This window comes from Paenibacillus sp. FSL L8-0333 (assembly GCF_037965665.1).
GTDB lineage: Bacteria > Bacillota > Bacilli > Paenibacillales > Paenibacillaceae > Paenibacillus_AQ > Paenibacillus_AQ odorifer.
On sequence record NZ_CP150186.1, the window covers coordinates 1,356,439 to 1,369,138 of the forward strand.

Here is a 12,700-nt window from a genome sequence, read left to right on the forward strand (position 1 = left end):
AGGAGAGATAACAGATGGATACGTTGGTGTTTTTGGGTACAGGGGATGCCATGGGGGTTCCTCGGGTATATTGCAGCTGTGAGACCTGTACAGAGGCAAGGGAACAGGGTGAAAATATTCGCCTGCGCTCTTCTGTACTTATAGATAATGGCAGTGACTTTTTAGTGATCGATTGTGGGCCTGACTGGCGGCGTCAGATGGAGGCGCAGGGAGTACGGAATATGCGCAGACTGCTGGTGACACACGCTCATTTTGATCATATTGGTGGGCTGCCGGAATGGGCGGATTCTTGCCGTTGGATGGGATATAAGGGCCAGCTCTATGCACCAGCGGAAGTGATTCCGATTATTGAGCGGCAATACCCGTGGCTGCGCAATCAGATCGAGATGATTCCTTGTGATGAAGGTATAGAGCTAGACGGCTGGACAATAGATACCTGGAAAGTGAACCATGGCAAGAATGGATACTCGTATGCTTTTCGTCTGGAGAAGGAGGGCTATGTATGGGTGTATTGTCCAGATTCCATTTCTCTTGGAGCTGAAGAGACACGCCTGATGCATGGAGCTGACTTGCTGGTATTAGGTACAAGCTTCTATTACGAAGCAGCGGAGTTATCGACTCGTTCTGTGTACGATATGACGGAAGCAGCGGAGCTGCTGCAAACTGTGAAGCCTCAAAAGGCAATCTATACCCATATGTCGCATGATGTGGATATGAGAAAATCATATATTTTACCGGAAAATGTTACGCTGGCCGAGACGGGGATGAGAATACCCTTAGGATCTTCGGAGATCAGCTGAAATTTAGATAAAAAGAAAACTCCCTTTTGCTGGAAGGAAGTTTTCATGATCCTATTTAAACCTGTTAAATTCCGCCTTGTTGAATATGTTTAATGAACTCTTCAAGCCAATAAATGGAGTGGTCCGCTTTAGTTGAGATATTCACTAAATCAAAAAGGGACATCATTCGGGCAACTTCAGCCTGTTGATGTTCCTTTTGTGATTTCTATTGCATTCAGTATTCAGATCCCGATATATACTATATAATCAAAAAGCATATCGTATTATTTTTACATATTTAGAATAATTATCATCGCCAAAGGAGGAGTACGAAGTGGCTGACTCCAAGGATCCAATCCTGCTTGATTTTCCCGAGAGTTTTGAAACAGAGAGGCTGCTCATTCGTGCCCCTTTATGGGGAGATGGAGTTAGCATGAATGAGGCTATCCGTGAAAGTATAGATGAATTGAGACCTTGGATGGCTTTTGCTCAAGTAATACCCACATTAGAAGAATCAGAGAAAGTTACTAGAGAAGGCAGACTGGAGTTTCTAAAAAGGGATAAGCTACATATGCGTATTTTTAGAAGGGATACGGAGGGTTTTATCGGCTGCATTAGCCTGCATCATCTAAACTGGGAACTCCGCAATTTTGAGATTGGTTATTGGATCCGGAGCGCCTGTGCAGGCAAAGGATATATGACAGAAGCCGTAAATGGAATCACCAATTTTGCCATACGGGAATTAGGGGCGAATCGTCTCGAAATCTTTTGTAGTGCACGAAATATCAAAAGTGCCGCGGTAGCCGAACGTGCGGGTTTTACACTGGAGGGGATCCTGCGCAGTACGAGTCTTGGGCATGATGGGGAATGGCATGACAGTAAGGTGTTCGCTAAGGTTAGAGGTATAGAATTTTAAGTGAGAGGGCTGGTTCTTTGAAGCAGAAAGGCGTATTTTCAAGATTAAGTACATATATGTTAAGGCACAAGCTCTTATATACGATTTTATTATTTACGACTTTATTTGGGATTGTTCTGGATTTAACGATTGCTTGGCTGCTCTCAGTAATTACGGATGCTGCGGTTAGACTCGATGTGAAAGCTTTTAAAGGGCTGGTTATTTTCGGATTAATCTACTTATTAGTGAGTGCAATTAACGGTTTCATCGATCGATATTTCAAAAATAAAATCTCTGCCAAGATCAGAAATGAGCTGCGGTTGGATATGATGCGGCATGCCTTAGCTCTTCCTCAGTCTTATTTTGACCGTAATCATTCTGGGGATTTATTGTCCCGCTTTACTAATGATAATCAATCTGTTGGTAATGCTGCAGGCGAGGTAATGATTGATCTAATCCGTAACCCTTTACTAGCCCTCGCGGCTTTTGGTTATTTGCTCTATATTAACTGGTTACTGGCATTGATCTGTTTTGCAATGGGGCCTTTGATGTTCCTTACGGGAAAAATCTTCGGTTCAGCGATGCGTGAGAACAGTGTGAAGATTCAGACTAATATGAGTAAGATTACTTCCTTTTTACATGACATTCTAGGCAGTAGTATGGTGTTTAAATCCTTTAGCATTGAACGCAGACTAATGAAGCAATATCAGGAGCATAGTGAGAATATTACTTCTGAAGAATTAAAACGGGGAAGAATTGAGGGAGCTACTGGCTCATTCTCCTCTTTTTTGGGAAACTTTACGTTTCTTCTGGCGCTGGTCGTGGCTGGTTATTTTGTGGCAAAAGGATCACTTGAGGTCGGTGCGATGATTGCTTTCATCCAGCTCATGAATTATTTAGTGATGCCGTTCTCGTCATTGCCGGGACTGATCAATTCGATGCAGCAATCACTTGGGGCGGCGGGACGGATCTTTGAGGTGTTGGATAGCCCGGTGGAGGTTGAGACCCTTCCAGAAGTGGAGACAAAGCAACCAGAATTTGAGAGTATGGTTATGTCGTCGATCTCTTTCTCGTATCCGGGAGCAGAGAGACAAAGTATAAACAAGATCAGCTTAGAGCTTCAAAAAGGAACACAGATGGCGGTTGTGGGACCGAGTGGTGGAGGTAAATCTACGCTTTTCAAACTATTGCTGGGATTGTATGAACCCGATGAAGGCGAAGTAATAATCAATGGGCAGCGGATCAACGAGATGAGTCTGGCTAAGCTTAGAAGTTATTTTTCCTATGTGCCGCAAGAGGCAGGTCTTTATACGGGAAGCATTCGTGATAATATCCGGAATGGAAATCCAGAGGCGGATGAGCAAGAAATTCTGGAAGCTTTGCGAAAAGCGAATGCCTATGATTTTGTAATGGAATTGCCTGAGGGACTGGATACTGATATTGGTGAGGAAGGCTCACGACTGTCCGGGGGACAACGTCAGCGGCTTTCCATTGCAAGAGCAATTCTGAGAAACGCTCCTATTCTGCTGTTGGATGAAGCTACTGCTGCACTTGACAATGAATCAGAAAAACTGGTGCAGCAGGCCATTCGTAAACTAATGGGAGACAAAACTACACTCGTTATCGCGCACCGTTTATCTACGATTCAGAACGCTGATATCATTCTCGTGATGGAGAATGGTGAAATTGTGGAGAGTGGAACGCATGATGTACTGCTTGCTGCTGAAGGAAGATATAATGATTTGTATTATTCTCAGCTAGAGCAGGAAGAAGAGAGTGGAATGGGACCCGAGAAAGTGGAATTAGCTTCTACAGGTGTTTGAGTGTTGGAATAAAAAAGGGTGCAGCAACGTCATAAAATATGGCGTTGCTGCACCCTTTTGCTTAAGGAAGTTTAGTTCACTTTATTAAGAATGAATTTATCAATCGCATATTTCACGCCATCGTCATTGTTGCTTAAGGTCACAAAATCAGCAATTTCTTTCAGAGCAGGAATAGCATTCTCCATAGCGACGCCAAGTCCGGCAGCTTCCAGCATCTCATGGTCGTTCCAAGAATCACCTACAGCGATAGTCTCGGAAAGCTCACAGCCGTAATGTTTGGCTAGGAATTCAAGTGCAATGCCCTTGGTTCCTTCATGATGCATGATTTCCAGGAAGTGTGGTTTGGATTTGGTAATATGCACGGAATCACCAAGCAATTCATGCAGGATTGGAGCCAGTTCATCCAAGAAATCAGGATCATCGATAATTAGCATTTTTGGTGTTTTTTGCGGGACAAGCTTTTCCCAGTCAGGCTCAATAAAATATTGCGTTTTATTCAAGTCCGTATAGTCTTTGATCTTTTGGTTGTCTTCACGGGCATATAGCTTGTCGTCAATGTAAGTTTGCAGATGCAGATTATGCTCCACGCAGTAAGTGAACAGCTTGCGGACTGCATCTTGCGGGACGTAACGCTCATACAGTACTTTTTCATCGAGCAAGTTCTTAACGAGTGCACCCTGGTAAGTAATGATAGGTACGTTTAGTCCAGTTTGACGGGCAATGGCTTGAGCGGAAGCGTAAGCACGGCCTGTAGCAAGGGTTACAACAACACCTGCGGCAACAGCCTCTTCAAGCGCAGTTTGGGTAGCGGGTGTTACTTCCTTGTCATCATTAATCAGAGTGTCATCAATATCAATCGCGATCAATTTGTACATTTGTCTCTCTCCTTATCTCTTTCTAAATAGATGTAATTTGGAAAAATAACTCTTCTTATGTTGATTCTGACCCGGTTCCGGGCTCAGCTCTGCCATAAGCATAGCCCCCAGAATACAACCACAACCGAGCAGAGCGGACAACCCGAGTGTTTCCCCGCCAAAGGCTAAACCCGTCAGAACGGCAAATACCGGTTCTGTGGCATAAATAATGGCTACCCGTGATGGGGTAGTATATTTCTGACAGGCGGTTTGAATCCAGAAGGCAAAAGCGCTGGTTGGCCCGATGGAGATCAGCAGAGCCCAAAGCACATCTGGGTCCTTAATCAGCTCCCCGCTGTGGGCGAGCGGTGTTGCCCCTTCAAAAATAAGCGAGGCAGCAATACTGAACAGCCCAACGAAAGCAAGCTGCAGAGTAGCTAGCGGCAACGCCGGATAATGAGGTGCATAAACGCCAGTATAGGCTACCTGTAACGCAAAAGCTATGGCACACAGAAGAATCAAGGCATCGCCTTTATTCAAGGATAATGCAGAGCCCGTGAAGGTCAACAGATAAAGCCCGATTGCGGCGAGTGCCGCACTGAACCAAGTGTATCGTGAAATCGCATGCTTCAATAAGGCTAGAGACAGAAAGGGTACTAGGACAACTGATAGCCCGGTAATAAAGCCGGTATTAGAGGTTGTTGTATATAGAAGTCCCATAGTCTGAAAGCCATAGCCCATAAACAAAAAAAGGCCAAGCAGCAGAGAATCGCGTACCATGCGGAAACTTAGCTGTTTCCAATCCTTGCGGTAAGAAATAACTGTGATTAGAGCCAGCAACAGGGCAGCGCCCATAAAGCGGATGCTATTAAACGCGAGCGGTGGCAGCACCTTGACAGCATTTTGTACAATCAGAAAGGTACATCCCCACATCATCGCCACTAATAGCAGGCTAAAATCGGCTATACGGGAACGCTTCACTACTTAGGTCATCCTTTCTTCAGCAGCTGTCGCCTCTATGTAGACGACAAGGTCAAGTTGTCCAAATTGTATCGTATATTCATGGAGAGGACAAGATAGAAATCGCGTAAAGGCTTATATACTAAGCGATTTCAGCGTTTTATGTAGACAAAAAATCCGGGTCTTGATATACTTCGATAACCGCACATTTGTTCTTGTTTTTGCATCTTAGAAAGGAGCGGTTTCACTATGATGGGCAGATCCCATTTAATTATCAGCACCGGGGTTACCCTATCTGTTATGAGTTTGATGGCCCATGAGATTACAATCCCGGTTATTGCCGTCGCGGCATTAAGTTCGCTCCTGCCAGACATTGATGAACCGAATTCGTTACTGGTACGCAAGGCGATTCCTGACTTTCTGCTCAGGATACTACAGGTTGCTTTGATAGGAGCAGCGATTTATCTTTATTTTGCAGGAATCGTTGAAAGCCCGTGGAATATTGTACTGGCCCTACTTGTGGGGAGTGTAACTTTCCTGCCGGGAAGAAAGCTGCGGCATCTGGTGATGGTACTAATCGCTACTGCGGTATTTGCATACGGAGGGGCGTATGATCCTTGGAACTACATAGTAGCTTGTATACTCGTAGTTACATCACTTGTCCCGCATCGTGGATTGACTCATACCTTATATGCTGTTGCAGGCTGGAGCACTTTATTGTATTTTGCTTCATCGGGTATACAGGATGGTGGCAGTCTATGGATAGCAGGCGGCATGTCTTATGCGCTTCATCTATTGGCCGACTCTCTCACCCAAAGGGGAATTACGCCCCTGCCGCCCATTCCATTTAAGCTGCGTCTAAAGCTAATGAGTACAGGCACGAAAAAAGGTGGAGCTGTAGAGAATGTTTTTATCCTGCTCACACTCGCCCTAGTTGTATATGTATTTATACTTTCTCCTTGAGATTTACGGATATGAAGCACATAATGAATTACCGCTAGAACACACAGGAGGCGGCTGTTATGCGGGGGGATTCCTTAGTGAAGTGGTTTGGAAGATTGCAGATTCGTAATAAAATAATCCTTATTTTTATACCGTTGATCATTTTTCCATTGCTTGCTTTAGGCTTGCTCTCAGGGCAGATGTTCAGCCGTTCGATGATCGAAAAGGCTAAGTACAATTTTAAAGATGAATCCAAGCTCATCATGCAGCAAATAGATACGATTGTAAAAAATACGGAGAGCAGTGCCAACATTATAACTACCGACATCCATCGGATGTATGCTGAACGTCCGTTGTTATCCTCGACAGTGGAGCAGACGCGGTTTCGCAATTTAATGCAGAGCCAGCTTTCTATCGATCTGATTATTTTTCCGGATGTCGATTCTGCTGTATTTGTGGATACGGAAAGCCAGATTTATTCCTCTTACGCCTACGGTAATCCTAACGAGCAGAAGGTATTTACCAGCGATATGCTGGAGAAGGCTAAAGAAAAAGGCAGCTACGGTGTCAACCGTTGGCTTCCCATGGAACAGAGAGATTATCTGGTTAGTGATCCGGCAGTTCCGGTGCTCACACTAAGTAAAGTCGTGTACAATCTTAAAACGGGCAACCTAATAGGTACATTATTTGTGAACGTAAAAGAAGATGCTCTCTCTGCTTTTCTGGAAACCGCTAGAGAAACCTCTTCGGACAAGAAATATTTTATAGTAGACGGAACGCAAAGGACCGTGTCCACCCCTGATAAATCAAAGCTTCTACTGAAGCCTGAGGACAGACTGAACGGCAGTCTTAGGAAGACGGGAAGCTCTGTCTCGGAAATTATCGGCAAGGGGAGCGGGCGAGAGCTGGTCACTGTGACGTATTATGATAAGCTGAATTGGAAGCTTGTGAATACGATTTCGCTGCAGAAGTTAACTGCGGATATTCACCGTAATATAACGTTAACTATATTCGTGGGAATAGGATGCCTGTTACTGTCTCTGCTGCTTGCAGGAAAGCTGTCACAGATTATCGTAAATCCGCTTCTTCAGGTGACGAAGGCGATGCGTAAAGTAAGGGAAGGCGATCTGAATGTCACCTCACCAGTGACTACAGAGGATGAGACGGGGCTGATCTCCACCGTATTCAATTCCATGGTTGGTCGTATTCAGGAGCTGATGCGGACGATTACGAACGAACAAGTCCGGAAACGTGAATATGAACTAGCTCTGATTCATGCCCAGATTAAACCCCATTTTCTGTATAACACACTGGATACGATTTATGTACTCAACGATTTGGAGCTTAATGAAGCAGCTCGGGATACGACCAAGGCACTGGCAGACTTCTATCGGGTTGTTCTTAGCAAAGGGAACGAGGTTATTCCACTGTCCGAGGAAGTATCAAATGCAGCTGATTATTTGGCTATTATGCAGGTTCGCAACCCCGACGTATTACGTTACGAGATTAATATCCCGAAATCTCTCGAAGGAGTCAAGGTACCCAAATTGTCCCTGCAGCCGCTCATCGAGAATGCAATCTACCATGGATTAAAAACAAAGGGAAGTCAGGGGCTAATCTCAATAGAGGCTTATACACACGGAAGAGAAGTTATCATTACCGTGGAGGATAACGGTGTTGGCATGTCCGGGGAGCAGGTGTCGCGGATTGTAGAATACCGCTCACGAGAAGGAAAACCGGCATCCATTGGCATTTACAGCGTTCATGAACGGATTAAGCTGTATTTTGGAGAACCATATGGCCTATCGGTAGAAAGTAAACTGGGAAAAGGTACTGTTATGAAAATGACGATTCCCGGTACGGAAGCGCAGGGGGGCAGCATAGATGTATAAAGTGATGGTTGTAGATGACGAGCCGCTGTTTCGTTATTATATGCGGACCAAGCTGGATTGGAGTAAATATGATTTCAGTGTCTGTGGTGAAGCGTCAAATGGCAGAGAAGCGCTGGAAGAAGCGGAACGGACGAAACCAGATTTGGCTTTAGTGGACATTAGTATGCCCTATATGGACGGTATGGAGCTGGTTACCCGGTTACAGGCCAATGCTCCTGATATGCTTATTGTTTTTGTAACAGGGCACAATGAATTTGATTATGCGCAAAAAGCGATTCGCTTAGGTGTACAAGATTATTTATTGAAACCGTTTAACCAGCAAGAGTTTAACGAGATGATGATCAAGGTGAAGCAGCGCCTTCAGTCACATAAAATAGGTGCACGCAAAGCTGGGAAGCCGGAAATAATTGCAGAAGGAACGGCTTCCAATAAGCTCTTTCCACTCCAAATGGACGAGCAGAATTCCTCTGAAGGGATAGAGGAGTTCTCCTTTCCATCCAAAGAAATCACTCATCTTGGAATTCAGGATGCCATGCTGATGGCGTTAAAGATGGGGGATGGCGATGCAGCGGCGAAGGACATAAGCAAATTAATTGAGATTCTACGACGCCAGAGAGGGGGAGGCAGCTATTCCTTTACTCTATTAATGAGTATAGTATCCCTTTGCCTTGCCTATGCTGGAGAAAGAGGGATCAATCCGGAAAGTCTCTGGAAACCAGCAGGTTCACCGGAGCAGCGGCTACGGGAGATGGATAACTGGGATGAGACTGAAAGCTGGATAAAAGGCTTGTACAGTAAAGTCATTGATCAAGGTCGTGAGCACCGCCCCTCTAAGTCGTACAATTTATTCATTGCCGCCAAAGAGTACATCCGGGAGCATTATTCCGATTGTGAGCTGACAGTTGACCAGGTGGCGAATGGCGTTTATGTAGATACCAGCTATTTACGGAAGGTTTTTCGAAAAGAAGGTGGAATCTCTGTACTTGATTTCATTACCTATACTCGTATGAAGCAGGCCAAGGAACTGCTTGCTGGAGGAAATGTGAGACTGTCTGAAATCGCCGGTAAAGTGGGCTATAATGACCCGAATTATTTCAGTAAATGCTTTAAAAAACACTATGGCATGCCGCCGTCTGAATTTGAGCAGCTGGCTGCCCGTTCCCGCCATATTGGCGTTAATAATGAAATTTAATAAACATATTTGGTGGCGGCTCTCTGGTGAGGCCGCTTTCATTTTGTCCTGTTTATTACCGATTGTGCCCGATATGGCTCTTTTTGGGTCTTCAAGGCTCAAATATAATAGAAACAGGACGATGAAAACGCTAACAAATAGCGGATTCAACTAGCTCCACTAAATAGAGCATCAGAAAGGGGATTCATTATGAGCAACAAGCTATTCAGAACACTGGGGGTTGCAACCGTTTTATCCTTAGCTTTCTCACTTACAGCCTGTGGTGGTAACAATGCCGGAAACGGTGGTTCAACCTCTGAAGGTTCCAATACGACCGCTGGGAATACCGATAAGAAAATTCAAATAAAAATTTATGCACAGCATTTTGACGAAGATACTTCAAAGCCATTTGATTATGCCGTAGAGGAATTAAAAAAGGAAATGCCGGAGGTGGAGATTGTACTGGATGAGGCTGTTCAAGATGGCTACCAGAAGCTGAAAACATATGCCGCGACTGGGAACATGCCGGATATTTATGAAACAGACTGGCCTACGCTGCAAACCTTCGCCAAATCTAAAAATGTTGAGCTGCTTGATGAATACCAAGCCACCAAAGATTTCAAAGCGAATCTAAATACAGGGAATGAATCCCGTCTGATTGCCCCAGACGGTCATGTATATGCATTCCCATATACGGGAATTGAATTCCAAATGTTGTTTTACAACAAGGATATCTTTAAAGAGGTAGGCATCGAGATGCCGATCAAGACGATCGATCAGCTGGCTGAAGCGGCTAAGAAGCTTTCTTCAGCAGGTTATACACCGCTCTCAATTTTCGCGAAAGAGAAATGGATCACTACTTCTTTTTATAGCGGACTTGTGACTCGTGAGGAGACGAAAGGGTTTGGCCCACTCGAAACGAAGGGAACGACAACATTGCCTTCGCCTTATGTAACAGCAGCAGAACAAATGAAGAAGCTGGAAGAAGCAGGCTTGTTCGACGTCAATGCTACGAATACCAATTATGATCAAGCTTCATCTTTGTTCTACCAAGGAAAAGCTGGCATGTTCGTCAACGGTCAGTGGGAAATCTACAGCAGTGCTGAGAAGCTTGGGGATAAAGTGGATTGGATGTACTGGCCAGCTAAGGACGAAGCGACTTATGAGAACAACAAAATGTACATTAACGGTGCAGGAGGTCCTGGTGGCTTTGCCGTTTCTCCAAGCAGCAAGAATGTAGAGACTGCAGTGAAAGTAGCTAGTTTCATCGCACAAAAATATAGCGAATACAAATATACACAGCTGGGTAGCCCGATCGTAGCGACTAAAGTGGATAAAGAAATGACCGGTGAAGTGCCTGCCATGATGAAAAGAATCGCTGAAGAAGTGCTGCCAAACGTGAAGGGTTACGCCAATGCGGTAAGCAGTGTTCAAATTAAAAATGCACTGGACGACAATACACAAAATATGTTGATTGAAGGATTCTCGGCTAAGCAGTTCACGGATAACATGAACCGAGTGCTGAACAAAGAAAATAAATAATTAGAGAAATAAAATAAATAAAAATTGGTCCATGCCAAGCCGCTCACCCGGATCGAGCCCTTATATCGGGTGAGCGGCTTGGCAAGGAAGGAGTGGAATCTTACCGCATGCATAAATACTTAGGTAATAAGAAAGCCATAATGCTGTTTCTGCTTCCCGCTCTGCTGATTTATAGCGTAGTGATTATCTATCCGGTGCTTCAATCCTTTTATCGTAGCTTTTTCGAGTGGGACGGGCTCAGTACGGCTACTTTTAACGGATTGTCCAACTATGTAGAGTTGTTTGATGATCCATTGCTTTTGACTTCCCTTCGTAACGGCCTTATTTTTGCACTGGTACTCGCTGTATTTCAGATCGGATTGGGAACCATTCTTGCGCTTGCCTGTGCCGATCCTCGAATCAAAGGGCGTAAATTGTTGAAAACAGCTTATTTTATTCCCGTAGTTCTGTCGGTTACGGTTGTTTGTCAGCTATGGATTGCCATCTACGATCCGAATAACGGATTGATCAATAGGCTTTTTGAAATTTTGCATATTCCTTATCAACAAAACTGGCTTACTTCTCCAACCACATCCATAATTGCGATTGCCTTTGTTAATGCCTGGCAGTTCATGGGTTACCAGTTCAGTCTTTTATATGCGGGGGTTAAATCTGTCCCTGAGCAGTACATGGAAGCTGCCACGATTGACGGTTGCTCCAAATGGATGGCGCATCGTAAGGTGACAATTCCAATGATGAAGGAGACGTTCAAATTCTGTCTGATCATTGCCATTACTTCAGGAATCGGTGCTTTTGTACAAATGTTGATTATGACTAACGGCGGACCGGGAACGAGTAACTATACGCTTACCTTTATGATTTATCGTTATGCATTCTTGGAAAGCAACTACGGCTATGCCTGTGCGGTATCGGTTGTGCTTGTCCTTCTGTCGCTTCTGGCCACCATTATTATCAACAAGACATTTGACCGAAATGAAGCATAAGGCAGTACGCCGGAAAGGAAAAGGAACGTTATGAAAAAAGTGAGAGCATTGCTCATACAGCTTCCCTTATGGATTTATTTTATCATTTCCATCTATCCGCTATTATGGATGATTTCTTATTCTCTGAAAAATAACGATGAGATTTTTGTCACCAACCCTTTCGGATTTCCGACTAATTTCCGGATTGAAAACTATGTGGCCGCTTGGTCACAGTTCAATATACCGCGATATTTTACGAATAGCTTGGTAGTCTCTACGATTTCAACGCTACTTATTATCATATTATCGCTGATGTTCTCATTCGCAATTTCCCGGCTGCGGTGGAGATTCCGTGAAGGGGTCAGATTGTATATGACGATCGGAATGTTCATGCCGCTGCAGGTAATTATGATTCCACTTGCCATACTCGTACGGGATTTACATCTGACTAATACCTACGGTGGGCTGATTGTTCCTTATGTCGCCATTGGATTGCCGTTCTCTTGTCTGGTATTCTACGGCTTTATGAAGGGTATCCCTGGGGAGCTGGAGGAATCCGCTTGTATGGACGGCGCGAATGTATACCGGATGTTTCTGCAGATTATTGTGCCGGTTGTAACGCCAGCTGTCGCAACAGTAGCCATTTTTCAATTTCTGAACAACTGGAATGAATTTTTGCTGGCTTATATTCTGATCTCTGATGAGGGGATGAAAACACTGCCGCTGGGTCTATTGTTCTTCCAAGGCCAATACAGCACAGACTGGGGTGGCATGGGGGCGGTTATGACGATGGCGAGTCTGCCAATGGTTATTGTCTATTTGTTCTTTAGTGAGCAGGTGGAACGGGCAATGACAGTTGGATCTGCTGTAAAAGGATAAA

General features: G+C 44.5%; 11 protein-coding genes. 9 read left to right on the plus strand and 2 right to left on the minus strand.

The annotated features are described in order from the left end of the window. The first annotated feature begins 14 nt into the window (after positions 1–14). The 3 genes from NYE72_RS05920 to NYE72_RS05930 all read left to right on the plus strand — a co-directional run bounded on the left by NYE72_RS05920 (position 15) and on the right by NYE72_RS05930 (position 3,497). A complete protein-coding gene (locus tag NYE72_RS05920; RefSeq protein ID WP_076099032.1) occupies positions 15–800 on the plus strand; it encodes an MBL fold metallo-hydrolase in 786 nt (261 codons plus the stop codon). Positions 801–1,113: 313 nt separating this feature from the next. Further along, a complete protein-coding gene (locus tag NYE72_RS05925; RefSeq protein ID WP_076099031.1) occupies positions 1,114–1,695 on the plus strand; it encodes a GNAT family N-acetyltransferase in 582 nt (193 codons plus the stop codon). 17 nt (positions 1,696–1,712) lie between these two features. Next, on the plus strand, positions 1,713–3,497 hold the full coding sequence (locus NYE72_RS05930; RefSeq protein ID WP_052096828.1) for an ABC transporter ATP-binding protein: 1,785 nt from the start codon (positions 1,713–1,715) through the stop codon (positions 3,495–3,497). Between the two features lie 71 nt (positions 3,498–3,568). Here the strand turns inward: NYE72_RS05930 and NYE72_RS05935 are convergent, their stop codons facing one another. Next, positions 3,569–4,372: a Cof-type HAD-IIB family hydrolase gene (locus NYE72_RS05935; RefSeq protein WP_038569149.1), complete on the minus strand. Its 804-nt coding sequence runs from the start codon at positions 4,370–4,372 to the stop codon at positions 3,569–3,571. 12 nt (positions 4,373–4,384) lie between these two features. Continuing rightward, positions 4,385–5,332 carry a DMT family transporter gene (locus NYE72_RS05940; RefSeq protein WP_339211484.1) on the minus strand — a complete coding sequence of 316 codons (948 nt, stop codon included), beginning with the start codon at positions 5,330–5,332 and terminating at the stop codon, positions 4,385–4,387. Positions 5,333–5,560: 228 nt separating this feature from the next. On the opposite strand from NYE72_RS05940, the gene NYE72_RS05945 reads away from it, so the two are divergent. The 6 genes from NYE72_RS05945 (at position 5,561) to NYE72_RS05970 (ending at position 12,699) form a co-directional block, all read left to right on the plus strand. Then, positions 5,561–6,274, plus strand: coding sequence for a metal-dependent hydrolase (locus NYE72_RS05945; protein ID WP_038569151.1), 714 nt, complete (start codon positions 5,561–5,563; stop codon positions 6,272–6,274). Positions 6,275–6,333: 59 nt separating this feature from the next. Beyond that, a complete protein-coding gene (locus NYE72_RS05950) occupies positions 6,334–8,145 on the plus strand; it encodes a sensor histidine kinase (protein ID WP_339211486.1) in 1,812 nt (603 codons plus the stop codon). Beyond that, entirely contained in the window at positions 8,138–9,337 is a 1,200-nt protein-coding gene (locus NYE72_RS05955) for a response regulator (protein WP_051491207.1), read from the plus strand. The genes NYE72_RS05950 and NYE72_RS05955 overlap by 8 nt, the downstream gene beginning before the upstream one ends. 189 nt (positions 9,338–9,526) lie before the next feature. Next, the gene (locus NYE72_RS05960) at positions 9,527–10,858 is read left to right on the plus strand and encodes an extracellular solute-binding protein (protein WP_076104830.1); all 1,332 of its coding nucleotides are present in this window, start codon (positions 9,527–9,529) and stop codon (positions 10,856–10,858) included. Positions 10,859–10,965: 107 nt separating this feature from the next. Continuing rightward, on the plus strand, positions 10,966–11,841 hold the full coding sequence (locus NYE72_RS05965) for a sugar ABC transporter permease (RefSeq protein ID WP_339211488.1): 876 nt from the start codon (positions 10,966–10,968) through the stop codon (positions 11,839–11,841). A gap of 30 nt (positions 11,842–11,871) precedes the next feature. Further along, complete coding sequence (locus tag NYE72_RS05970; protein ID WP_036681776.1) at positions 11,872–12,699, plus strand: carbohydrate ABC transporter permease; 828 nt, start codon at positions 11,872–11,874, stop codon at positions 12,697–12,699. Position 12,700 lies beyond the last annotated feature (1 nt).